The organism is Mesorhizobium sp. M0001 (assembly GCF_040324255.1).
GTDB lineage: Bacteria > Pseudomonadota > Alphaproteobacteria > Rhizobiales > Rhizobiaceae > Mesorhizobium.
The window spans coordinates 445,472-468,065 of sequence record NZ_JAMYVS010000003.1; the positions used below are offsets into that span (position 1 = coordinate 445,472).

The 22,594-nt window shown below is 64.1% G+C and carries 21 protein-coding genes; 14 read left to right on the top strand and 7 right to left on the bottom strand.

Annotated features, from left to right (window positions below; translation table 11 throughout):
• Positions 1-59: 59 nt before the first annotated feature.
• The 4 genes from murJ (at position 60) to NKK50_RS12050 (ending at position 4,271) form a co-directional block, all read left to right on the top strand.
• Positions 60-1,667, top strand: coding sequence for a murein biosynthesis integral membrane protein MurJ (murJ, locus tag NKK50_RS12035; protein WP_352543469.1), 1,608 nt, complete (start codon positions 60-62; stop codon positions 1,665-1,667).
• 172 nt (positions 1,668-1,839) lie between these two features.
• Complete coding sequence (trpS, locus tag NKK50_RS12040; RefSeq protein WP_023672858.1) at positions 1,840-2,907, top strand: tryptophan--tRNA ligase; 1,068 nt, start codon at positions 1,840-1,842, stop codon at positions 2,905-2,907.
• A 101-nt stretch (positions 2,908-3,008) separates the two neighbouring features.
• Complete coding sequence (locus NKK50_RS12045; RefSeq protein WP_023672856.1) at positions 3,009-3,500, top strand: universal stress protein; 492 nt, start codon at positions 3,009-3,011, stop codon at positions 3,498-3,500.
• Positions 3,501-3,701: 201 nt separating this feature from the next.
• The gene (locus tag NKK50_RS12050) at positions 3,702-4,271 is read left to right on the top strand and encodes a NifU family protein (RefSeq protein WP_023822841.1); all 570 of its coding nucleotides are present in this window, start codon (positions 3,702-3,704) and stop codon (positions 4,269-4,271) included.
• Between the two features lie 183 nt (positions 4,272-4,454).
• Here NKK50_RS12050 and NKK50_RS12055 read toward each other — a convergent pair whose 3' ends face one another.
• Positions 4,455-5,072 carry a L,D-transpeptidase gene (locus NKK50_RS12055; protein WP_023692663.1) on the bottom strand — a complete coding sequence of 206 codons (618 nt, stop codon included), beginning with the start codon at positions 5,070-5,072 and terminating at the stop codon, positions 4,455-4,457.
• 238 nt (positions 5,073-5,310) lie between these two features.
• Between NKK50_RS12055 and cueR the strand changes: the two genes are divergently transcribed.
• Positions 5,311-5,730, top strand: coding sequence for a Cu(I)-responsive transcriptional regulator (cueR, locus tag NKK50_RS12060; protein WP_352543470.1), 420 nt, complete (start codon positions 5,311-5,313; stop codon positions 5,728-5,730).
• Between the two features lie 259 nt (positions 5,731-5,989).
• Here cueR and NKK50_RS12065 read toward each other — a convergent pair whose 3' ends face one another.
• Positions 5,990-6,262 (bottom strand): hypothetical protein, encoded by a 273-nt coding sequence (locus NKK50_RS12065; protein WP_156935500.1) that lies wholly within the window; start codon positions 6,260-6,262, stop codon positions 5,990-5,992.
• Positions 6,263-6,396: 134 nt separating this feature from the next.
• Here NKK50_RS12065 and NKK50_RS12070 point away from each other — a divergent pair, with 134 nt between their 5' ends.
• On the top strand, positions 6,397-6,897 hold the full coding sequence (locus NKK50_RS12070; RefSeq protein WP_198025860.1) for an MmcB family DNA repair protein: 501 nt from the start codon (positions 6,397-6,399) through the stop codon (positions 6,895-6,897).
• Positions 6,898-6,950: 53 nt separating this feature from the next.
• Here the strand turns inward: NKK50_RS12070 and nhaA are convergent, their stop codons facing one another.
• From nhaA to NKK50_RS12095, 5 genes are all read right to left on the bottom strand, one after another.
• Positions 6,951-8,138, bottom strand: coding sequence for a Na+/H+ antiporter NhaA (gene nhaA, locus NKK50_RS12075; RefSeq protein ID WP_023732524.1), 1,188 nt, complete (start codon positions 8,136-8,138; stop codon positions 6,951-6,953).
• A 362-nt stretch (positions 8,139-8,500) separates the two neighbouring features.
• Positions 8,501-9,064 carry an ActR/PrrA/RegA family redox response regulator transcription factor gene (locus tag NKK50_RS12080; protein WP_023672848.1) on the bottom strand — a complete coding sequence of 188 codons (564 nt, stop codon included), beginning with the start codon at positions 9,062-9,064 and terminating at the stop codon, positions 8,501-8,503.
• An 86-nt stretch (positions 9,065-9,150) separates the two neighbouring features.
• Complete coding sequence (locus tag NKK50_RS12085) at positions 9,151-10,476, bottom strand: ActS/PrrB/RegB family redox-sensitive histidine kinase (RefSeq protein WP_023834377.1); 1,326 nt, start codon at positions 10,474-10,476, stop codon at positions 9,151-9,153.
• A gap of 32 nt (positions 10,477-10,508) precedes the next feature.
• Positions 10,509-12,971 (bottom strand): ATP-dependent helicase HrpB, encoded by a 2,463-nt coding sequence (hrpB, locus tag NKK50_RS12090; protein WP_352543471.1) that lies wholly within the window; start codon positions 12,969-12,971, stop codon positions 10,509-10,511.
• A gap of 40 nt (positions 12,972-13,011) precedes the next feature.
• Positions 13,012-13,902, bottom strand: coding sequence for a DMT family transporter (locus NKK50_RS12095; RefSeq protein WP_023725843.1), 891 nt, complete (start codon positions 13,900-13,902; stop codon positions 13,012-13,014).
• A 26-nt stretch (positions 13,903-13,928) separates the two neighbouring features.
• Here NKK50_RS12095 and NKK50_RS12100 point away from each other — a divergent pair, with 26 nt between their 5' ends.
• The 8 genes from NKK50_RS12100 (at position 13,929) to NKK50_RS12135 (ending at position 22,580) form a co-directional block, all read left to right on the top strand.
• Complete coding sequence (locus NKK50_RS12100) at positions 13,929-14,627, top strand: PIG-L deacetylase family protein (protein WP_352543472.1); 699 nt, start codon at positions 13,929-13,931, stop codon at positions 14,625-14,627.
• A gap of 254 nt (positions 14,628-14,881) precedes the next feature.
• Positions 14,882-16,213, top strand: coding sequence for an ABC transporter substrate-binding protein (locus NKK50_RS12105; protein WP_023684201.1), 1,332 nt, complete (start codon positions 14,882-14,884; stop codon positions 16,211-16,213).
• Between the two features lie 229 nt (positions 16,214-16,442).
• Positions 16,443-17,390, top strand: coding sequence for a carbohydrate ABC transporter permease (locus NKK50_RS12110; protein WP_352543520.1), 948 nt, complete (start codon positions 16,443-16,445; stop codon positions 17,388-17,390).
• A complete protein-coding gene (locus tag NKK50_RS12115) occupies positions 17,387-18,337 on the top strand; it encodes a carbohydrate ABC transporter permease (RefSeq protein WP_023711245.1) in 951 nt (316 codons plus the stop codon). Before NKK50_RS12110 ends, NKK50_RS12115 begins: the two co-directional genes overlap by 4 nt.
• Positions 18,338-18,551: 214 nt before the next feature.
• Positions 18,552-18,755: a hypothetical protein gene (locus tag NKK50_RS12120; RefSeq protein WP_023694181.1), complete on the top strand. Its 204-nt coding sequence runs from the start codon at positions 18,552-18,554 to the stop codon at positions 18,753-18,755.
• Between the two features lie 2 nt (positions 18,756-18,757).
• Positions 18,758-19,870, top strand: a complete 1,113-nt coding sequence (locus NKK50_RS12125; RefSeq protein WP_352543473.1) for an ABC transporter ATP-binding protein — start codon at positions 18,758-18,760, stop codon at positions 19,868-19,870.
• Positions 19,863-20,876 (top strand): ABC transporter ATP-binding protein, encoded by a 1,014-nt coding sequence (locus NKK50_RS12130; RefSeq protein ID WP_352543474.1) that lies wholly within the window; start codon positions 19,863-19,865, stop codon positions 20,874-20,876. Before NKK50_RS12125 ends, NKK50_RS12130 begins: the two co-directional genes overlap by 8 nt.
• 60 nt (positions 20,877-20,936) lie before the next feature.
• Positions 20,937-22,580 carry a dihydroxyacetone kinase subunit DhaK gene (locus NKK50_RS12135; RefSeq protein ID WP_352543475.1) on the top strand — a complete coding sequence of 548 codons (1,644 nt, stop codon included), beginning with the start codon at positions 20,937-20,939 and terminating at the stop codon, positions 22,578-22,580.
• The last annotated feature ends 14 nt before the right edge of the window (positions 22,581-22,594 follow it).

Below are 22,594 nucleotides of genomic sequence, written 5' to 3' on the forward strand. Positions count from 1 at the left end.
TCACCCCCTTTGTCCCAATCATCCCCTTTGTCCCAATCATCCAGGCAATCTCCCCGCGCATGAGCCTCGTCAAGAAATTCGCCACGGTTGCGTCCGGCACGCTGATGAGCCGCGCCCTTGGCTTTGGCCGCGAAATGCTGATGGCTGCCGCACTCGGCACCGGGCCGGTGGCGGACGCCTTCAACGCCGCCTTTCAGTTTCCCAACACGTTTCGCCGGCTGTTTGCCGAAGGCGCCTTCAACGCCGCTTTCGTGCCGCTGTTTGCCAAGGAGATCGAGACTCACGGCACCGACGGCGCCAAGCGCTTTTCGGAGGAAGTGTTCGGCGTCCTGTTCACCGCACTTCTGGCGCTGACCATCGTCATGGAATTGGCGATGCCGCTGATCGTGCGCTATCTCGTGGCGCCGGGCTTTGCCGACACGCCGGGCAAATTCGAGACGACCGTCCTGCTGGCGACGATCATGTTCCCGTATCTCATCTGCATGTCGCTCGCAGCCATGATGGCCGGCATGCTGAATTCGCTGCGCCGCTATTTCGCGGCTGCCGTGGCGCCCGCATTCCTCAACATCATCCTGATCAGCGTGCTCGGCTACGCCTGGTACCACGGCATGGATGCCCGTGAGGTTGGTTTCAGCCTGTCCTGGGGCGTGCTGGCGGCGGGGCTGGTACAGCTCGCCATTGTCTGGGTGGCGGTGCGCAATGCCGGCATCGCCATCGGCTTTCGCCGGCCGAAGATGACGCCCAACGTCAAGCGCCTGCTGATCCTGGCGCTGCCGGCGGCGATCACCGGCGGCATCACCCAGATCAACCAGCTGATCGGCACGGCGATCGCGTCGGCGCAGGACAGCGCCGTGTCGTCGCTTGCTTACGCCGACCGCGTCTACCAGCTGCCGCTCGGCGTCGTCGGCGTCGCGGTGGCCATCGTGCTGTTGCCGGAGCTGTCGCGGGCGCTGAAATCGGGCAATCTGGTCGAGGCGGCCAATCTGCAGAACCGCTCGGTCGAGTTCACCCTGTTCATGACCTTGCCGGCGGCGGCGGCCCTTTGGGTAATGGCGGAGCCGATCGTGCGGCTGGTCTATGAGCGCGGCGCCTTCGCCGCCAACGCCTCGACGCCGACCGTGGCCGCGATCCTGGCGATTTTCGGCCTCGGCCTGCCGGCCTTCGTGCTGATCAAGGCCTTCACTCCCGGCTATTTCGCCCGCGAGGATACGCGCACGCCGATGATGTTCGCCGCCATTTCGGTCGGCGTGAACGTGATCACGGCACTGACGCTGTTCCCGAAAATGGGCGCGCCCGGCATTGCGGTGGCCTCGGCCGTGGCCGGCTGGGTCAACGCTGTGATGCTGCTTGCCGTGCTGATCCGACGCGGCCATTGGGGCCGCGACGCGCCGCTGCTGAAGCGCATTCCGCGCCTGGTGCTGTCGGCTGCGGTGATGGCGGTGGCGCTCTATTTCGCCGAGCACTGGCTGGCCGTCAGGCTCGGCCCCGGCTCGCCACTGGTGATCAAGGCCGTGACGCTTCTCTCATTGGTGGCCGGCGGGGCGCTGCTCTACTTCGTCACGGCTTTCGCCACCGGCGGCGCCGATTTCGGAATGATCCGGCGCAATGTGAAACGCGGCTCGGGCAAGGCAGCGGCGCCAGCGCCAAACGCCGATCTGGACGAATAGTCCGGGCGAGCTAACAGCAACACCGGTCTTGATCCTCTCCGCCCCTTCGTCCATAAGCGCGCCGTCGCAAGACTTTCGCCGCGCGTGGTTTCCAGCCGCGTGATTGGCTCCGAAAAGTCTGCAACTTTTCGGAATCACGCTTATACGGCCCTCCACAAGCCATGAGGAACCCATGACCGCCTTCAAACAGCTCGTCTTTTCCGGGGTACAGCCGACCGGCAATCTGCATCTCGGCAACTATCTCGGCGCCATCAAGAAATTCGTCGCCCTGCAGGACACGTCAGACTGCATCTATTGCGTCGTCGACCTGCATTCGCTGACGGCACAACTCGTCCATGATGACCTCGCAGACCAGACCCGCTCGATCACCGCCGCCTTCCTTGCCTCCGGCATCGACCCGAAGAAGCACATCGTCTTCAACCAGTCGCGGGTGATGCAGCATGCCGAGCTTGCCTGGATCTTCAATTGCGTGGCGCGCATCGGCTGGATGAACAAGATGACGCAGTTCAAGGACAAGGCCGGCAAGGACCGCGAGAACGCCTCGCTGGGCCTGCTTGCCTATCCCTCGCTGATGGCCGCCGACATCCTGCTCTACCGCGCCACCCATGTGCCGGTGGGCGAGGACCAAAAGCAGCATCTGGAGCTGACCCGCGACATCGCGCAAAAGTTCAATAATGATTTTTCGAGCCGCATCGCCAGTCTTGGCGTCGGCGTCGAGATGCAGGTTGGCGAGGAGACGGTAAACGGGTTCTTCCCGATAACCGAACCGGTGATCGGCGGGCCGGCGGCGCGCATCATGAGCCTGCGCGACGGTTCGAAGAAAATGTCGAAGTCGGACCCGTCCGACCTGTCGCGCATCAATTTGACCGACGATGCCGACACCATCTCGAAGAAGATCCGCAAGGCCAAGACCGACCCGGAAGCGTTGCCAAGCGAAGTCGACGGACTGGAAAGCCGCCCGGAAGCGGAAAACCTGGTCGGCATCTATGCCGGGCTGGCCGAGATGTCGAAGGCGGACGTGCTGAAGGAATTCGGCGGCCAGCAGTTTTCCGTGTTCAAGCCGGCGCTCGCCGACCTTGCCGTGGAAAAACTGGCGCCGATCGCCGGCGAGATGCGCCGTATCGAGGGCGACCGCGCCTATGTCGACGCGGTGCTGAGAGACGGCGGCGAACGCGCCGGCGCGCTGGCTGAGACCACCATGAAGACAGTACGCGACATTATCGGCCTGTTGCAGGGCTGATCCTACCGTCAGTGCACCGCACCATTCTGGCCCAAGGCCGGCGGCTTGCCGCCGGTCTGTCGCGGTGGCAGATTGCGGCCGAAAACATCGAGTAGATAGACATGGTCTCCAAACGCCTCAGTCGCGAAGCCGGCCATCGCAGGAAATTCCTGACGATCATCGACGACACGCCGGAGTGCGAGCGCGCCGTCGCGTACGCCTCCAAGCGGGCGCAGAGCACCAGCGGCACGCTGGTGCTGCTCTACATCATCACACCGGACGACTTTCAGCACTGGCTGGGCGTCGAGAAGATCATGCGCGAGGAAGCCAACGCCACGGCGCGCGCGGCACTCGACGGCTACGCCAACAAGGTGCGCCAGAAGCTCGGCATCGAGCCCGAGATGGTGGTGCGCGAAGGCAAGCCGACCGAGGAGATCCACAAGCTGATCGAGGAAGACCAGGACATCGCCATCCTGGTGCTGGCGGCAGGTGCCGGCAAGGAAGGACCCGGGCCGCTGGTCGGGGCTGTTGCCGGCAAGGGCGCCGCCTTCCCTATTCCGGTCACAGTGGTGCCGCAGAACCTGTCTGACGAGGAGATCGACAGCCTCGCATAGAGAGTGATGCCGGAAGTGTGAAGCGGTTTCGGATAACATCACGATCCTGGATTTATAGCCCGCGCGGGATTCATTCCCAGCCAGCAAAAACATTCCGCCAGCCAGCCGTTTTGAGCGACGCGTTTCGCTTGAATGTCCAGCCGATTGAGCCTATTTAGAACTATTCCAAACTAGCTGCCCGACTGGGGCACGGAGACGGCCATGTTCATCCAGACCGAATCGACGCCGAACCCGGCAACGCTGAAGTTCCTGCCCGGCAAGGAAGTCCTTGTTGAAGGCACCGCCGATTTCCGCGACGCCGACAGTGCAGCCAGCGCCTCGCCGCTGGCAGGCCGGCTGTTCGAGATCCCCGGCGTGACCGGCGTCTTCTTCGGCTATGACTTCATCACCGTGACCAAGGACGGCCCGGACTGGCAGCACCTGAAGCCGGCGATCCTGGGCGCCATCATGGAGCATTTCATGTCGGGCGCGCCCGTCATGGTCAATGCCGGCCCCGCCGCCGAGACCAGCCAGACCGGCGAATTCTACAACAAGGCCGACGAGCAACTGGTCATCACCATCAAGGAACTGCTCGACACCAGGGTGCGCCCGGCGGTTGCCCAGGATGGCGGCGACATCACCTTCCGCGGCTTCGAGAACGGCACCGTGTTCCTGCACATGAAGGGCGCCTGCGCCGGCTGCCCGTCCTCGACGGCGACGCTGAAGCACGGCATCCAGAACCTGCTCCGCCACTTCGTGCCGGAAGTACAGCAGGTCGAGCAGGTCTCCTAAGACCCCTTCACGCATTCGAGCGAGCAACAAAAAACCGGGCCAGATTGCCCGGTTTTCTGTTTTGGACGTCCGTTGTTGCCTAGACGGTCCGCGTACGAAGGGTAACGCCTACTTTGACCATGATCTTCCCGAAAACCGGTTCCACTTTTCGCTTTCGTGGACCTCGGTTCCGGATCATGGTCCCTACATCACGATGACCTTGGCGCCGACCGACGTGCGGTCGTAGAGGTCGATGATGTCCTGGTTCATCAGCCGGATGCAGCCTGACGACATCGCCTTGCCGATCGAATTCCATTCCGGACTGCCGTGCAGGCGGTAGCCCATATCACCGCCCTTGTTGAACAGATACATGGCGCGCGCGCCGAGCGGGTTCTTCAGGCCCGGCTCCATGCCGCTCGCGAACTTCGCTAGCTCCGGCTGGCGCTGGATCATCTGCCGCGGCGGCGTCCAGGTCGGCCATTCGCGCTTCAGCGCGATATGGGCGGTGCCGTGCCATTCAAAGCCTTCGCGGCCGACGCCGATGCCGTAGCGGATCGCCCGGCCGTCGCCTTCGACGAAGTAGAGAAACTTGTTCTGGGTATCGACGACGATGGTGCCCGGCTTTTCCGATGTGTCGTAGTTCACCTCTTGCCGGTGGTACTTCAGCGGCACCCTCTCGATCGGGATGCGCGGCAGTTGGTAGCCTGCATCGTTCACCGAACCGTAGTTGTTGGTGAACAGCTGCGAGCCGATCGTGCTGCAACCCGAGATCGCGGCCGACAACGCAAGTGCGGCGACGATTGCAAATGACTTCATGCGCATGAAATGGTCCGATGCCCCACCAAGATGTCGCGACACGTTACGGCCGCTTTTCCTGAAATCATTCATGCTGGCATTTGCTTTGCTTGCCAAGCGCGCGATGCCTATATGCAGGAGCTTACGTGCCGGTAAGCCGGCAACTATGGCATTTCGGCAACAGGACTCACGGGATTGTGAAGGAAAAACAATGGTCGGTCCTGTCGGATAGCCTAGAATCAGGGAACCACATCGAGGAATCACAATGAATGTAGGCGATGCCGCGGCGCGGTCCGGCCTGCCGGCCAAGACCATCCGCTACTATGAAGAGATCGGCCTGATCGCCCCGGCGCGCGCCGGCAATGGCTATCGCGATTATTCCAGCGACGACATCCATCGGCTAGCCTTCCTGCGCCGCGCTCGCAACCTCGGCTTTTCAATCGACGATTGCCGGCAGCTGATGGCGCTCTACCGGGACCGCAGCCGCGCCAGCCACGATGTGCGCGAGATTGCCGCCGCCCATGTCAGCGCCATCGAGGAAAAGGTGCGCGAGCTGCAGTCGATGCGCACGACCTTGCAGAAGCTGATCCATGCCTGCCATGGTGACGACCGGCCGGACTGCCCGATTTTGGATGATATTGCGGGGGCTGCGCTGCTCGAGAACAGGCCGGCTTCGGCCATATAGGTAGTATCTCGACTGACTAAAATACGGGAACGTCCAAGGGACAAGAACGGAACCAAAGCGGTTACATCAGACCTTTGCGTTCCCGGCGCAAGACTTTAGTCCGGCCGCCTTATAGCTAAGAACGGAAGTTGATCGGCGGACGCAAGGGCGTTCCGGAGCAATACCAGACCGCGCCGATACAGATATGGTGCGATCGCGGAAGGCGCTCGGATCAAGTCGTAGCCTCAGTTCTGTCAACCGTATAATTGCCGCCATTCCCCTACGGCTGGGTAGCGCTCGTGAGCAGTGGGTCATCTAGCTCTGCCTTTGTCTTCAGGACGGCATCAACGAGGGAACCGAACTCCTCGACGCTGAATGTGTAACTATCCTGGACCGCTCCCATATGGCTGAGGCGGAAGCGTACGAATTTCCGGTTTTCGGCTGGGATGCGCTTCACCAGAAACATGAATGAATAGGGACCCGCGATCGCTGAGTACCGGCGCAACTCTTCGGTCGCGGGGAAAAGCCGGTTGATGAATCCCAAAAACCCCATGGTGTCTCCCCTCGTGCCAAGGACCGTGCTTCTTATCATTGCGATGAGAAAATTCGCCTATGGGTTTGTCAACCGGATAATCGCCGTCCAAGCACGGGTTCAAACCGTGAACAAAATCTGGCATGGTGGCTGCCATGCCGATGATCTCCCCGATTCTCCTCAATCCCCTGATCGATGGCCGCCAGTCGGAACGCGCCATGCTGGTGCGGCGTGGCGTGCAGCGGCTGCTTATGCAAATGGGCATGCATGTGCTGCCCGAACTGTCGCTGGCCACCGGGCGGCGCGCCGACCTTGTGGCGCTGACCCGGCAGGGCGATATCTGGATCATCGAGATCAAATCCTCGATCGAGGATTTTCGCGTCGACCGCAAATGGCCTGATTACCGGCTGCACTCCGACCGCTTCTTCTTCGCCACGCATCCCGGCGTGCCCTCGGATATTTTTCCGGAGGAATGCGGCTTCATCCTGTCCGACGGCTACGGCGCCGAGATTTTGCGCGAGGCGCCCGAGCACCGCATGGCCGCAGCAACGCGCAAGGCGCTGATGCTGCGCATCGCACGGGCGGGTGCGGCGCGGCTGCTGGCGGCGGAACTGGCGGGTGTGGCGGTGCCGGCGCTGGCGGGAGAGAGCGAGTAGACGAAGCTCAAGTTCCTCGCCCCGCTTTGCGGGGGCGAGGAACCCAAGAACACCTACTCCACCACCTCCTCCACCCCTGCCGCCGGCGCCATCAGGAGCACGGCGGCACCCAGCAGCGCTGCAACGAAGGACCCCGCCAGGATGCCGACCTTGACGGCGTCCTGCAGCGCCATGTCGTTGGCGAAGGCGAGCAGGCCGATGAACAGGCTCATGGTGAAGCCGATGCCGCAGAGCAGCGAAATGCCGATCATGTGCAGCCAGCCGGCATTGACCGGCAGGTCGGCGAAGCCGAGCCGGATCGCCAGCGCCGAGGAGCCGAAGACGCCGGCCAGCTTGCCCAGCACCAGGCCGGCGGCAACGCCGAGCGTCAGCGGCTCGACCAGGGCAGAGGCGCTGAGGCCGGCCAGCGACACGCCGGCATTGGCAAAGCCGAAAATCGGGATGACGAAGAACGGCACGATCTTGTGCAGGCCGTGCTCCAACCGGTGCAGCGGCGAATGGTCGAGATCGTGCCCGCTGCCGGGAGAAGTTTTCAGCGGAATGGTGAGCGCCAGCGCCACGCCGGCCAGCGTCGCATGCACACCCGATTTCAGCACGAGCACCCACAGCACGGCGCCGAGCACGAGGTAAGGCGTCAGCCTCGTCACCCGCATGCGGTTGAGCACGATGAGCACCGCGATGACGGCGAAGGCCGCACCGAGATAGGCCAGCGACAGGCCGCTTGTGTAGAAGATGGCGATGATGATGACGGCGCCGAGATCGTCGATGATGGCGAGCGCGGTGAGAAATATCTTGAGCGACGCCGGCACGCGGTTGCCGAGCAGCGACAGTACGCCGAGCGCAAAGGCGATATCGGTGGCGGTCGGGATCGCCCAACCGGAGAGCGCGGCGGCGTTGTTGCGGTTGATGGCGACATAGACCAGCGCGGGAACCAGCATGCCGCCGGCGGCGGCGACGCCCGGCAGCACGCGGCGCGGCCAGGTCGAGAGCTGACCGTCGAGCATCTCGCGCTTGATCTCGAGGCCGACCAGCAGGAAGAATACCGCCATCAGCCCATCATTGATCCAGTGCGACACGCTGAGCGGGCCGAGATAGGCGTGGAGAGCGGCGAAATAGGTTTCGGCCAATGGTGAATTGGCGACGATCAGCGCAAGGGCTGCCGCAACCATCAGGATGATGCCGCCCGCCGCCTCGCCATCGAGGAATTCGCGAAGGATGGATTTCGGCTGCTTGTCGCGCATCTGTGCTCCGTTGCCGGGTTTTCCGGCGGCGTTATTGCCGATGATGGGCAAAGGTCGATGGCACGGCAAGCGCAACTGTTTCCAGCGTTGGCGCCGCCCCTCATTGTCCTGCCGGACGTTCGTTATTCGAAAAGCCAAGCAGTTGGCTTTTCGTCCGCTTCGCGGACCATTCCTCAACTCCCCGCATAGCGACGGGGAGAAAGAGGCAGCTTCAGCCTAGCCGTCGTCTCCTGCAACGCCGGCGATTGGCGAAACCGGCGATGAGAGCGCCCCTCTCCCCCGTCTCTATACGGGGAGAGGATGCCGGCAGGCAGGTGAGGGGCAGCGCTGAGGTTCGGCAATTGGCGGCCGGCGCCGGAACCTCAGCGTGGTGCGCGCTTGGCGAGTATGCGCTGCAGCGTGCGGCGATGCATGTTGAGCCGGCGCGCGGTTTCCGACACGTTGCGGTCGCACATTTCGTAGACGCGCTGGATGTGTTCCCAGCGCACGCGGTCGGCCGACATCGGATTTTCCGGGGGGGCGGCGCGCTCGCCGGCGGTGCGGGTGAGCGCTGCAAACACGTCGTCGGCGTCAGCCGGCTTCGACAGATAGTCGATGGCGCCGAGCTTCACCGCGGTCACCGCGGTGGCGATGTTGCCGTAGCCGGTGAGGATGACGGTGCGGGCATCGTCGCGCTTCTCGCGGATGGCGGCGACGACGTCGAGGCCGTTGCCGTCGCCAAGCCGCATGTCGACCACCGCATAGGCCGGCGGGTGGGCGCGCGCCTTGGCCACTGCCTCCTCGACGCTCTCGGCCGTCTCGACCACGAAACCCCTGGTTTCCATGGCGCGGGCCAGCCGCGTCAGGAACGGCTTGTCGTCGTCGACGATGAGCAGCGAGGTGTCCTCGCCTTCGACCATTGCGCCAATTGCTTCTTCGCCAGTCATTATCTCAAAAAATCCTGCTGCCTTAATTTTACGCAGATATAGTTCCTGAACGCCATTGTCCAATTTTGCCGCCTCCGCCAAGGCTTTTACGCGGTGTCGAACATCGAGATCCCCACCGATTCCGGGTTGAGGAAGACCGTGCGCGGCCACGATATCTGCACGATCGCGCCTTCGCCCAGTCCGCTCGAATTGCGGAAATCGAGCGTGGCGCCGGAGCGTTCGAGCAAGGTCTTGGCGATGAACAGCCCGAGACCCAGGCCACCGCCAGCCTCGTTGCCCTGGCGTGTCGACATATAGGGCTCGCCGATGCGATCGATGATTTCGGGGGGAAAGCCCGGCCCGTCATCGATGATCGAGAAGGTGACGTCGAGTTCGTCCCAGCTCCATCGCACCGTCACACTGTTGCGGGCGAAGTCGACGGCGTTCTCGACCAGATTGCCGAGGCCGTAGATGACGCCGGGGTTGCGCCGTCCCACCGGTTCGGGGCCGACGCGCTCGCCCGGCCGAAGCTTGATCGAGATGCCGAAATCGCGGTGCGGCGCGGTCACCTCCTCGACCAGCGAGGTCAGCGGCAGACGCGACAGATGCGCCTCGCCCTCGGAGGACAGGCTGGTCAGCCGCTTCAGGATCTCGCGGCAGCGCTCGCTCTGCGACCGCAGAAGTTTGACGTCCTCACCGTATTTTGGGTCGTCGCCAAGTGCCTTTTCCATCTCCTTGGAGACAAGGGCGATGGTGGCGAGCGGCGTGCCGAGTTCGTGCGCGGCGGCGGCGGCAAGCCCATCCAGAGCCGACAGATGCTGCTCGCGCTGCAACACCAGTTCGGTGGCGGCAAGCGCATTGGCGAGCAGGCGGGCTTCCTCGGCAACGCGGAAGGCATAGATGGCAGTGAAGGCGATCGAGGAAAACACCGCCATCCATATGCCGGCGACATAGATGAATGGCATGGGCAGAGGCGCGCCCTCATACCATGGCAGCGGCTGGTGGAAGAAGACCAGCAACGTGGCCGCCGCCATGACCAGCGCGCCGAGCACCGCAGTCAGCCGCAGCGGCAGCGAGGCCGCCGAGATGACGACGGGCACGGTCATCAGCACCGAGAACGGGTTGGTGAGGCCGCCAGTCAAATAGAGCAGGCCGGCAAGCTGCAGGCTGTCGAAGGTCAGGATGAAAAAGGCTGAGAACGGGGTCAGCCGGTGCGCTGCTGGATAGCGGAAGGTCAGCACCAGGTTGAGCCAGGCCGAGCAGGCGACCAGCGCGAAGCAGAAGCTGACCGGCAGCGGGAATTTGAGCCCATAGGCGACGACCAGCACCGTCAGGCTCTGGCCGACGATGGCCAGCCAGCGCAGCCGGATCAGCGTGTTGAGGCGCAGCCGCTGGCTTTGCTGGAAGTCTGGGGCGTGCAGGATGTTGATCATAGCCAAGGATTATAACCGGGAAAGGACGAGCGCTAGGTCCCTCGCGGTTTGGCGCGGGCCGTCGCCGCAGCGAGCAGCGGATTTTCCGGCCAGACATGGCGGGGATAACGGCCGCGCATATCGGTGCGCACATCGGCCCAGGAGCCGCGCCAGAAGCCGGGCAGGTCGCGCGTCGTCTGGATCGGCCGGTGCGCCGGTGACAACAGCTCGAGCGTCAGCTGTACGGTGCCGTTGGCGATTGCCGGATGGCGGTCAAGGCCGAACAGTTCCTGCACGCGGATGGCCAGCACCGGCCATTCGCCGTCATAGCGGATCGGCACATGGCTGCCGGACGGCGCGTCGAAATGGGTCGGCGCCAGTGTGCCGATCTTGCGCTGCAAATCATGCGGCACCAGCGCCATCAGGCCCGACGACAGCACGCCGGGATCGATGGCGGCGAAGGACGCCTTGCCCGACAGGAACGGCAGCAGCCAGTCGTCGAGGCGTTCGAGCAGGGCGGCTTCCGAAACATCGGGCCAAGGCGCACCGAGGCCGCGATGCAGCCAGCCTAGGCGCTGGCGCAGCGTCTCGCCGTCCTTGCCCCATTCCAGCAGCGACAGGCCGTGCTCGCGCAAGGCATCTGTTATGGCGCGGTCGGCGTCTGTTCCAGTTGGTGCGGGCAGCATGCGCTCCGACAAAGTGATGGCGCCGAGCCTGGCGGTCTCGCGCACGCGCACCGCGCGCCGCTCGCGGTCGAAGCTTGTCTCGCGGCGCGTCTCGATCCTGTCGGAGAGTGCGGCGCGGATATCGGCCTCGTCAACGGCTGCCGCCGCCGTGATGCGGGCATTTTGCGCCTTGCCTTGCAGATCGGCGACGACCAGCCAGGTCTCGCCGGCCAGCGGATCGGCGGCGTCGAGCATGGCGCCGGAGCCGTTGGCGAGCACGAAACGCCCGCGCTCGCCCCGCGCTCTGGCGACACGGTCCGGCCAGGCGTGCATGAGGAGAAGACCGGCAGAAGCGGCTTCGCTGCTCTTGGAGCCGCCCGCCTGCTTCGCCAATCGCTCGGCAAGCTGCCTTGCCGCAACGGCGCGCGGCGACTTTTCCGTGCGGAAGCGCATCAGGCGCCGTTCGAGGTCGGCGCCGTCGCCGCCGAGACCACGCTCGGTGAGCAGGACGGCTAGCATCGCAGCTTCGAGCGCGTGGCCGCCGCCAGCGGCTTCAGCGACCATGTGTGCGAGGCGCACGGGCAGCGCCAGCTTGCGCATCGCGCCGCCCGCCTCCGTCAGCCGGCCGGCCGCGTCGATGGCGTGCAGCGCCAGGAGCAGGGCCTGCGCCTCGTTGAGCGCGGGAATGGGCGGCGGATCGAGGAAGGACAGGCTTGCGGGATCGGCGACGCCGAAGGCGGCGCAATCGAGCAGCAGGCCGGACAGGTCGGCTTCGAGAATCTCGGGTGGGGTGAAGGCGGGAAGGGCCGCCGTCTGCTCGGCCCGCCAGAGGCGGATGGCGACGCCTGGCTGTGTACGCCCGGCACGGCCGGCGCGCTGATCGGCGGACGCCCTGGAAACGCGCACCGTCTCCAGCCGGGTCAGACCGCTTGCCGGCTCGTAGCGCGGCAGCCGCGACAGGCCGGAATCGATGACGACGCGCACGCCGTCGATGGTGATCGAGGTCTCGGCGATCGACGTCGCCAGCACCACCTTGCGGCGGCCCGGCAGCGCCGGTTTGATGGCTGCATCCTGCGCCCTGTTGTCGAGCTGGCCGTAGAGCGGCACGATGTCGGTGTCGGCGCCGAGGCGGCCCTGCAGCCGCTCGGCCGTGCGCTCGATCTCGCGCTGGCCGGGCAGGAAGGCGAGCACGCTGCCGCTCTCGCCGGCAAGAGCGGAGCGGATCGCCTTGGCCATGGCGTCTTCGATGGGGACGCCGGCCGGCCGCTCGTCGTATCTGACATCGACGGGGAACGCACGGCCTTGGCTTTCGATCACCGGGGCGCCGGACAGGAGTTTCGCGACGCGCGCGCCATCGAGCGTTGCCGACATCACCAGCAGCCGCAAATCCGGCCGCAGCGCGCCCTGCACGTCGAGCACCAGCGCCAGGCCGAAATCGCCGTCGAGCGAGCGCTCGTGGAATTCGTCGAAAATCACCGCCGAGACGCCGGGCAGCTCCGGATCGTCTAGGATCATGCGCGCCAGGACGCCTTCGGTGACGACCAGGATTTTTGTCCGGGCCGATGTGCGGTTTTCCATGCGCATGGCATAGCCGACGGTGGCGCCGGGCTCTTCATCAAGCAATTCGGCCATGCGGCGGGCGGCGGCGCGGGCGGCGAGCCGGCGCGGTTCGAGCAGGACGATCTTGCCGGCGACCAGCCAGGGCGCATCGAGCAGCGCCAGCGGCACCAGCGTCGTCTTGCCGGCGCCGGGCGGCGCCACCAGGACGGCGCTGTTGCCGGAGCCGAGCGCCTGGCTCAGGGCCGGCAGCACGGCGGATACCGGAAGCTCCGGCAAGGATCTCGTCGTCATTGCGTCCGCATATCAGCGGTCACCACAACCGTGCAACGGCTCAAAGCCTTGTGCGTGAAAACGGGTTCCAGCGCACCGTGCCCAGCCGCACCTCCTCGCGCACCATGGTGAGCAGGCCGGACGCGCCGACGACGGCAAGGCCGACCAGCGATATCCAGTCCGGATACTCCTGGAAGAACAGCGCGCCGAGGATGACCGCCCAGACGATCTGCGAATAATGCGTCGGCGCCATGCGGTTGGCCGGTGCGTATTTGGCGGCCAGCAGCTGCAGCAATTGGCCGCCGGCGGTAAAGGCGCCGCCCAGCACCAACCACAGCAGCTGCATGGCGTTGGGGAGGGTGAACGATGTGGCGATGGTGCCGGCCCCGTTGAACAGCAGCCCGTAACCGATGAGCACGCCGAGCATGGTGGTGCGCTTTTCCTGCTGGGCGAGCGACCGCATCAGGATGACGCTCGCCGCGGCGAGGAAGGCCACCGTGAAGGCGGCAAGGTGTCCGAGATGCAACTCGCGAAAACCTGGCCGCACCACCAGCATGACACCTGCAAAGCCGGCAACCACCGCCAGCCAGCGCCATGGGCCGACCTTTTCCTTCAGGATGACGGTCGAGAGAATGGTAACGCAAAGCGGCGCCAGGAAGATCAGTGCATAGGTCTCGGCCAGCGGAATGGTGGTGAAGGCGTAGACGCTGAGCACGCCCGAGGCGATGCCGGCCCAGGCGCGGGCCTGCACCGCCCATGGCCGCCCGGTGCGCCAGAAATCGCGCCAGCGCTCATCGACTGGGCGGCTGAAAAACAGGAAGCAGCCGGCAAACAGCGTGATGAAGAAGCCGATCTCGAAGACGGTGAACTGTCCGCCAAGGCTCTTGATAACGGCATCGCTGCACGAATAGCTTGCATAGGCGATGAGGGCGAGCAGGATTCCGTTCGTCACGTTTTTCCATTTCCGGGGAGAGTGCAGTGAAGGTATTGGCGCTCGGCGCGCATCCCGACGACATCGAGATATTCATGTTCGGTACGCTGGCTGCCTATGCCACGCAAGGCGCAGAACTGACTTTTGCCGTGGCCACGGATGGCGCCAGGGGCGGCATGGGCGACCCGAGCGTTCTGGCTCGTGTCCGCCGCGACGAGGCGGCGGCCGCAGCGGCGCTGCTCGGCGCAACCCTTCGCTTTCTCGACTTCCCCGACAGCGAACTGGTGGCCGATGCGGCACTGATCGCTTCGCTGAAAGCGCTGATACGCGAGACCGCGGCGGATCTGGTGATCACGCATGCCCCCAACGACTATCACGCCGACCATCGTGCTTTGTCGGACGGCGTGCGCATCGCGGCCTCGTTCGGCGTCCCCGTGCTGCATGCCGACACGATGGGCGGCACCGGCTTTGCGCCGACGCATTACGTCGACATTTCCGCCTACGGCGATATCAAGACGCAGGCGATCCGAGCGCACCAGTCGCAGTGGCCGGAGCAATATGTCGACAGAGCGCGCGTCCAGAATGAGTTTCGCGCCGGGCAATGCAACAGCGTTCCCGGCTCCCTGGCCGAGGCCTTCCGATTCGAGCCGACATTTCCCTTCGCCGACATCCGCGCGCTGCTGCCGCCCGCGCCCCCTGTTCGGCCGGTGACGCCGCAGACGAAAATTATAGGCGACCCCGGCTAAGCAACTTCCGGGCGAGCCGTCCGGCAATCATTTCCCAACGATTTCAATCGCCGTTTCGCCATGTTGCGGCGCAGCGACGAATTCGCTTGCCTTGTTTAGTAAAAATTGCATCACTAAACAAATTACTAAACATCTGCGGCGCACCGCGCCGCCCTGGCGACGCATAGCGCGCCGTGTTTAGCCCCTCGGAGGAGCGAGGGTTGAGGGGTTCTTGAAACGGCCATCCGGGCGCGTTTCGCAAATGGGAGGAAGGCATGAAATCGAGCTTGAAACTGGCGTTGGGGCTGGCCTCGGCGATTACCGCGTCGACAGCCGTCTCGAACGCGGCGCACGCTGAAGACCTGACGCTTTGCTGGGCCGCCTGGGATCCGGCAAACGCGCTGGTCGAACTGTCCAAGGATTTTACCAAGGAAACCGGCATCGGCATGAAATTCGAATTCGTGCCGTGGACCAACTATGCCGACCGCTTCCTCAACGAGCTCAACTCGCACGGCAAACTGTGCGACCTGATCATCGGCGACAGCCAGTGGATCGGCGGCTCGGCCGAGAACGGCCACTACGTCAAGCTGAACGACTTCTTCGACAAGGAGAAGATCAGCATGGACGACTTTGTGCCGGCAACAGTCGTCGGCTATTCCGAATGGCCGAAGAACACGCCGAATTACTGGGCGCTGCCGGCCATGGGCGACGTCGTCGGCTGGACCTACCGCAAGGACTGGTTCTCCAAGCCGGAACTGCAAAAGGAATTCAAGGAAAAGTATGGCTGGGATCTCGGCCCGCCGACCACCTTCGACCAACTGAAGCAGGTCGCCGAGTTCTTCCAGAAGCGCGAGATCGACGGCAAGACCGTCTATGGCGCTTCGATCTACACCGAGCGTGGCTCGGAAGGCATCACCATGGGCGCCATGGACGTGCTCTACAGCTACGGCTTCCAGTATGAAAACCCCAAGAAGCCCTACGAGATGGAAGGCTTCGTCAATTCGCCAGACGCGGTCAAAGGCCTGGAGTTCTACAAGTCGCTCTACGATTGCTGCACGCCTCCGGGTGCCTCGAACAGCTATATGGGCGAAGGCGTCGACGCCTTCAAATCCGGTCAGGTGGCCATGCACATGAACTTCGCCTTCACCTGGCCCGGCCTGCAGAAGGACGAGAATGTCGGCGGTGACAAGATCGGCTACTTCGTCAATCCGAAGGGTCCCGGCGGCGCCCAGTTTGCGCAGCTTGGCGGCCAGGGCATTTCGGTCGTGTCCTATTCCGACAAGCAGGAATCGGCGCTGAAATACATCAAGTGGTTCGCCAACAAGGATGTGCAGGCCAAATGGTGGTCGCTCGGCGGCTATTCCTGCCTGAACGCGGTGGTCAAGGACCCGGCCTTCCCGTCCAGCCAGCCTTATGCGCAGACCTTCCTCGACTCGATGGCGATCGTGAAGGACTTCTGGGCCGAGCCGAGCTACGCACCGCTGCTGCAGGCGTCGCAGAAGCGCTTCCACGACTATGTCGTTGCCGGCCAGGGTTCGGCCAAGGACGCGCTTGACGGCCTAGTCAAGGACTGGACGCAAGTGTTCCAGGACGACGGCAAGATGTAACCGGACCAACGGCTCCTCCCGAGCCTGACCCCAGAGGCGGATGATTTTCAGGCCGAATCGATCAGAAATCATCCGCCTCAGGGCTAAAAAGAGAGAGAGCATGATGTCGTCCGAAAACCGCTTCACACTTTTCGGCTTCATGCTCTTGGTCCCGTGCCGCCCTTGGCACGGGACGCAGTTCAGATAAATTCCAGTGTCGAGACTTGACGTGACCGAAGCAGGACTCACCATGCTCAATCGGACTGCGGAGAACGTTGCCCGGGCGACCCCGGAGCCGTTGGCCCGCAAGGTCCGGGGGATCAGCGACAAGGGCCTCGCCTGGCTGTTCATCTCGCCGACGATCCTGTTGCTCTTTGCCATCAACATCTTCCCGCTGTTCTGGGCGATCTACCTGTCCTTCACCAACTTCCGCGCGAACCGCCCTAACGAGGTGGTGAAGAACCTCGGGTTCGCCAATTACCAGCGCATCCTCGGCGACCAGGACATCTGGATCGCCATGCAGACGACGGCGCATTTCGTGTTCTGGACGATCCTGCTGCAGACGCTGATCGGTTTCACGCTGGCTTGGCTGATCGACAGGAAGTTTCGCGGCAACGCCTTCTGGACGACCATCATCCTGGTGCCGATGATGCTGTCGCCGGCGGTGGTCGGCAATTTCTGGCGTTTCCTCTACGAGCCGCAGATCGGCCTGTTCGCCTACGCCATCTCGTTCGTCACCCGGATACCACCGACCGACATCCAGATGCTGTCCAACGTGTCGCTGGCGCCGTGGTCGATCATCATCGTCGACACCTGGATGTGGACGCCCTATGTCATGCTGATCTGTCTCGCCGGCCTGCGCTCCATCCCCGAATACATCTATGAAGCCGCCGAGGTCGACCGCGCGTCCAACTGGCGGCAGTTCTGGTCGATCACGCTGCCGATGGCGCTGCCCTTCATCATGCTGGCGGTGCTGTTTCGCGGCATCGAGAACTTCAAAATGTTCGACATGGTCAACCTGCTGACCGGTGGCGGGCCGGGCTCGACCACCGAGGTCGCTTCCATCACGCTGAAACGGCAGGCGTTCGAGAGCTGGCGCACCGGATATTCCTCGGCCTTCGCCATCATCCTGTTCGTCGCGGTGTTTGGGCTGGCCAACATCTACGTCAAGGCGCTGAACAAGGTGAAGCAGAGATGAGCCTGACCACCGCCCACTCCGTCGTCGCCCCCTCGGCCAATTCAAAGCGGATCGCCGGCACGATCATCGTGCTCTACGCGCTGATCTCGATCGTGCCGCTGCTGTGGATCTTCGCCACCAGCTTCAAGACGCCGCCGGATTCGATCGCCTATCCGCCCAAGATTCTGTTCCAGCCGAGCATCGAGGGCTATTGCAACCTGTTCACGACGCGCACCAGGCAAACGCCCGAGTATATCAACTCGCTCGGACCCGCGACCGGTTTCTGCGACGAGACCTCGCGCAAGCGCAACATGGTGATTGCCGGCCCGTCCAATTTCCTGCCGCGCTTCGTCAATTCGCTGATAATCGCCTTCGGCTCGACCTTCTGCGCGGTCTTCCTCGGCACGCTGTCTGCCTATGGTTTCTCGCGCTTCAAGGTGCCGCTGGCCGACGACCTTCTGTTCTTCATCCTGTCGACGCGCTTCATGCCGCCGATCGCGGTCGCGATTCCCATCTACCTGATGTACCGCGAGCTCGGCCTGTCCGATACCGCGCTGGGCATGATCCTGCTCTACACCGCGGTCAACGTGTCACTCGCGGTGTGGCTGCTGAAAGGCTTCATCGACGAGATCCCGCGCGAGTATGAGGAAGCGGCGATGATCGACGGCTATACCAGGCTGCAGGCCTTCTGGCGCACCGTGCTGCCGCAGGCGACCACCGGCATCGCCGCGACCGCCATCTTCTGCCTGATCTTCGCCTGGAACGAGTATGCCTTCGCGGCACTACTCACCTCCGGCACGGCGCAAACCGCACCGCCCTTCATCCCGACTATCATCGGCGAAGGCGGCCAGGACTGGCCGGCGGTGGCGGCCGGCACGACGATCTTCCTGGTGCCGATCCTGGTCTTCACCATCCTGCTTCGCAAACAATTGCTGCGCGGCATCACTTTTGGGGCGGTGCGCAAATGATTGGTGTGCCAGGTCAACCCCCACTCCGTCGAGCTTCGCTCGACACCTCTTCCCCGATCGACGGGGTAGAGGAAGGACGCGAACTTCATTCAGGCAGGCTGCCTTCCTCTCCCTCCGGAGGGGGGAGAGGTGGCGCTGCGAAGCAGCGACGGAGTGGGGGAACCACCTGGCAACCGTCTCGCCCCGTTGCCGGGCAGAAGGAAGGCAGCTACGCATGACGCGCCCAGCCATCTCCAAAAAGTCATCCTGGCCTCGCTGGGCCCGGCGCGGCCTCATGGAAAACATTGCGACGGCGCTCATCGCCGTCGGCTTCCTGATGCTGTTCCAGCCTTTCGCGCTCGCGCTCTACACCTACTCCTTCATCACCATGCTCGCCGGCACAGTGATGTTCATCATCGTCTCGAAATTCCCGGAATAATCATGGCCGAAATCCGCGTCCATCATTTGAGAAAGGCCTTCGGCGATTTCGTCGCCGTGCAGGATTCCAGCTTCATCGTCGAGGATGGCGAGTTCTTCGTCATGCTTGGCCCGTCGGGCTGCGGCAAGACGACGACGCTGCGCATGATCGCCGGGCTGGAACTGCCTACGGGCGGCCAGATCCTGCTCGGCGGCGAGGATGTCACCATGCGCCGGGCGCGGGAGCGGGACATCGCCTTCGTGTTCCAGCTGTTCGCGCTCTATCCGCATATGAATGTGCGCAAGAACATTGGCTTCCCGCTTCTCGCGCAAGGCATGCCCTCGGCCGAGATTCGAAGCCGTGTCGAGGAAACGGCGAAGCTGCTGCGCATCGACCATCTGCTCAACAAATCGGTCTCGGGCCTTGCCGGCGGCGACCGCCAGCGCGTGGCGCTCGGTCGCGCCATCGTGCGACGGCCAAAATGCTTCCTGATGGACGAGCCGCTCGGCACGCTCGACACCGAATTCCGCGATCTGATGGTGCATGAGCTGCGCGAGCTGCACAACCGCATCCACGCCACCACCGTCTATGTCACGCACGACCAGATGGAAGCGATGTCGATGGCCGACAAGATCGCCGTCATGAACCATGGCGTCATCGAACAGTTCGGCAGCCCGCGCGAAATCTACGACCGCCCGGCAACCATGTTCGTCGCCGATTTCATTGGCTCGCCGCCAATGAACTTTCTGGGCTTTGGCGGCGGATTGGCGAAGGGGGCGAAGGAGATCGTAGTGCAAGGCGCCAAGGTGGCGGTGCCGGAAGTGCGCGAGGATATCGCGCCGGCCGACATGGCGCTCGGCATCCGCCCCGAGCACATTCGCTTCGACGACGCCTCGAAACTACGCGGCGCCATCTATGGCACCGAATATCTCGGCACGACGCAGATCGTGGCCGTGGAAACGGCGGGCGGGATCATCAAGGCGCGGGTACCGGCCGAAATCCGGCTTGCTGCCGGCGACCATGTCGGCCTGACGCTGAACAGCGCGCGGTTGTCGCTGTTCGACAAGGGCTCGGGCCGCGCCGTGCGCACCGCTGTTCACGATACCGCCTCTCAAGGGAGAGCGCAGCATGGCTGACGTGCACATCAAGGGCGTGACAAAAAGCTTCGGCGACCATGTCGCCGTCGATGGCCTCGACCTTAACATCGCCGATGGCGAATTCGTCGTGCTGCTCGGCCCGACCGGCGCCGGCAAGACGACGACGCTGAGATTGATCGCCGGACTGGAGCGGCCGGATGGCGGCAGGATCGATATTGGCGGCCACGATGCGACGACGCTGTCGCCGGCCGAGCGCGACACCGCTTTCGTCTTCCAGCAATATTCGCTCTACCCGCATCTGTCAGTCTACGACAACCTCGCCTTCCCGCTGCGCTCACCGGCGCGGAAAGTACCGGAGGACCAGATTCGCCGCCGCGTCGAAGAGGTGGCAAAGATGGTGCGCATCCACCACAAGCTCGCCAACCGCTCGACCAAGCTGTCGGGCGGCGAGATGCAGCGCGTCGCCATCGGCCGAGCGTTGGTGCGCAAACCGTCGATCTATCTGATGGACGAACCGCTGTCGTCGCTGGATGCCAAATTGCGCGCCGATCTCAGGCTCGAACTCAAGCGCATCCAGGCCGAACTCGGCGCCACCATGCTCTATGTCACGCACGACCAGATCGAGGCGATGACCATGGCCGATCGCATCGGCATCCTCAATGACGGCGTGCTGGTGCAGATCGGCACGCCGCGCACAATCTATTCGGAGCCGGCAAACCTTCATGTCGCGGCCCGCCTCGGCCAGCCGGCGATCAACCTGCTGCCGGCCGGGCTGCTGCCTGATGGTGGGGCGCCGACCGGAACCAAGACCATCGGCGCGCGCACCGAGCATCTGTCGATCGAGAAGACCGCAAACGGCCATGCCGACGGCGTCGTCGACTGGGTCGAACATCTCGGGGACCAGAACCATCTGCATGTTACGGTCGGCCCGAAGAAACTGGTGACGCTCACCGACCCCGATACGGATCTGGCCGAGGGCGACAAAGTGGTGATCCGCTACCGCTCGCCGCTGTATTTCGGCGCCGACGGACAAAGGCTGATGTGAAGATTTCGGCGGTCTAGACGCCGGCTTCTGACTGACGATTGCGAATACGGGACGAACTCGATGAAGCACTTTTTCAACCGCAGGGAAACGATCGTCACCGAGGCGCTGGATGGCCTGTTGCGGACCATCGGTTCCGGCGATCTCGCGCGCCTCGACGGTTATCCCGAGATCAAGGTCGTGCTGCGCGCCGACTGGGACAAGGCGAAAGTTGCCGTCGTCTCCGGTGGCGGCGCCGGACACGAACCGTCCCATGCCGGCTTTGTCGGCAAGGGCATGCTGACGGCGGCGGTTTCGGGCGAGATCTTCGCCTCGCCCAGCGTCGAGGCGGTGCTGGCCGCCATCCGCGCGGTGACCGGCCCGGCCGGCTGCCTGCTGATCGTCAAGAACTACACCGGCGACCGGCTCAATTTCGGCCTGGCGGCCGAGAAAGCGCGCGCCGAAGGGTTTCGCGTCGAGATGGCGATCGTCGCCGACGACATCGCCCTGCCGGATATCAACCAGCCGCGCGGCGTCGCCGGCACCTTGTTCGTACATAAGATCGCCGGCCATTTGTCGGAGACCGGTCAGGACCTGGCAGCCGTTGCTACAGCCGCTCGCGTGGCGGCGAAGGACATCATCTCGCTCGGCATGTCGCTGTCGTCCTGCTCGATCCCCGGCCAGCCACATGAAGAGCGGTTCGGCGAAAATGACGGCGAACTCGGCCTCGGCATCCATGGCGAGCCGGGCGTCGAGCGCATCGCCGTGCAGAGCGCCGACAGACTTGTGGCGATCATGGCGGAGCGGCTGGCGGTGCGGCTCGACCCGAACGCCAGCCACGCGTTGCTCATCAACAATCTCGGCTCGGTGCCGCCGCTCGAAATGTCGCTGGTCGCCAATGCCGTGCTGGCCTCGCCGCTGGCCAAGACCGTGAAGCTTGCGATCGGCCCCGGACCGCTGATGACGGCGCTCAACATGAACGGTTTTTCGCTGTCGCTGATCAAGCTCGATGCGGCGCGCGAGGCAGCCTTGCTGGCGCCTGTCGGCCCACATGCCTGGATGCCGGCCAAAACCGTCGTCGCGCCGGCTATCGTGCCTATGGCGAAAGCGGCTGGAAACAGCGCAGCCCAAAGGGCCAGCCAGGATTCCGGCACCAGGCGTTTGATCATCACGGTCTGCGAACGGCTGATCGCGCTCGAAGAGACACTGAACGGGCTCGACGCCAAGGCGGGCGATGGCGATACCGGTTCGACGGTTGCGACCGGCGCGCGCAGCGTGCTGGAACGGCTCGATGCGCTGCCGCTGGCCGACCCTGCCGCCACGCTTGCGGCTATAGGCGATAGTCTGGGCGTCGCAATGGGCGGCTCCTCAGGCGTCTTGCTGTCGATCTTCTTCACGGCGGCGGCTCAGGCTTCGAACGGCGGAGCAACCCTGTCCAAGGCGCTGCTTGCCGGGCTTGACCGGATGACCTTCTATGGCGGCGCCAGGGTCGGCGACCGCACCATGGTCGATGCCTTGGAGCCGGGGCTGAAGGCGCTCGATGCCAAGGGGCTGGATGCCGCGGCTACAGCGGCACGGCACGGCGCCGAGGCGACCGCGGCCATGGAGAAGGCGAAGGCCGGACGCTCCGCCTATGTCGGCGCCAAATTGCAAGGCGTAGTCGACCCTGGCGCCCATGCCGTGGCCGAAGTGTTCGCGGCCGCCGCCGCGCTGCATGCAGCGGCCTGACGGCATGCCTCGAT

Coding starts and splice junctions, on each gene's coding strand:
- NKK50_RS12135 (WP_352543475.1), top strand. CDS start 20,937: ATGAAGCACTTTTTCAACCGCAGGGAAACGATCGTCACCGAGGCGCTG.
- NKK50_RS12045 (WP_023672856.1), top strand. CDS start 3,009: ATGGTCTCCAAACGCCTCAGTCGCGAAGCCGGCCATCGCAGGAAATTC.
- trpS (WP_023672858.1), top strand. CDS start 1,840: ATGACCGCCTTCAAACAGCTCGTCTTTTCCGGGGTACAGCCGACCGGC.
- NKK50_RS12115 (WP_023711245.1), top strand. CDS start 17,387: ATGAGCCTGACCACCGCCCACTCCGTCGTCGCCCCCTCGGCCAATTCA.
- hrpB (WP_352543471.1), bottom strand. CDS start 12,971: ATGACGACGAGATCCTTGCCGGAGCTTCCGGTATCCGCCGTGCTGCCG.
- NKK50_RS12110 (WP_352543520.1), top strand. CDS start 16,443: ATGCTCAATCGGACTGCGGAGAACGTTGCCCGGGCGACCCCGGAGCCG.
- NKK50_RS12085 (WP_023834377.1), bottom strand. CDS start 10,476: ATGATCAACATCCTGCACGCCCCAGACTTCCAGCAAAGCCAGCGGCTG.
- NKK50_RS12070 (WP_198025860.1), top strand. CDS start 6,397: ATGCCGATGATCTCCCCGATTCTCCTCAATCCCCTGATCGATGGCCGC.
- NKK50_RS12125 (WP_352543473.1), top strand. CDS start 18,758: ATGGCCGAAATCCGCGTCCATCATTTGAGAAAGGCCTTCGGCGATTTC.
- nhaA (WP_023732524.1), bottom strand. CDS start 8,138: ATGCGCGACAAGCAGCCGAAATCCATCCTTCGCGAATTCCTCGATGGC.
- NKK50_RS12055 (WP_023692663.1), bottom strand. CDS start 5,072: ATGCGCATGAAGTCATTTGCAATCGTCGCCGCACTTGCGTTGTCGGCC.
- cueR (WP_352543470.1), top strand. CDS start 5,311: ATGAATGTAGGCGATGCCGCGGCGCGGTCCGGCCTGCCGGCCAAGACC.
- NKK50_RS12080 (WP_023672848.1), bottom strand. CDS start 9,064: ATGACTGGCGAAGAAGCAATTGGCGCAATGGTCGAAGGCGAGGACACC.
- NKK50_RS12120 (WP_023694181.1), top strand. CDS start 18,552: ATGACGCGCCCAGCCATCTCCAAAAAGTCATCCTGGCCTCGCTGGGCC.
- NKK50_RS12105 (WP_023684201.1), top strand. CDS start 14,882: ATGAAATCGAGCTTGAAACTGGCGTTGGGGCTGGCCTCGGCGATTACC.
- NKK50_RS12130 (WP_352543474.1), top strand. CDS start 19,863: ATGGCTGACGTGCACATCAAGGGCGTGACAAAAAGCTTCGGCGACCAT.
- NKK50_RS12065 (WP_156935500.1), bottom strand. CDS start 6,262: ATGGGGTTTTTGGGATTCATCAACCGGCTTTTCCCCGCGACCGAAGAG.
- NKK50_RS12050 (WP_023822841.1), top strand. CDS start 3,702: ATGTTCATCCAGACCGAATCGACGCCGAACCCGGCAACGCTGAAGTTC.
- murJ (WP_352543469.1), top strand. CDS start 60: ATGAGCCTCGTCAAGAAATTCGCCACGGTTGCGTCCGGCACGCTGATG.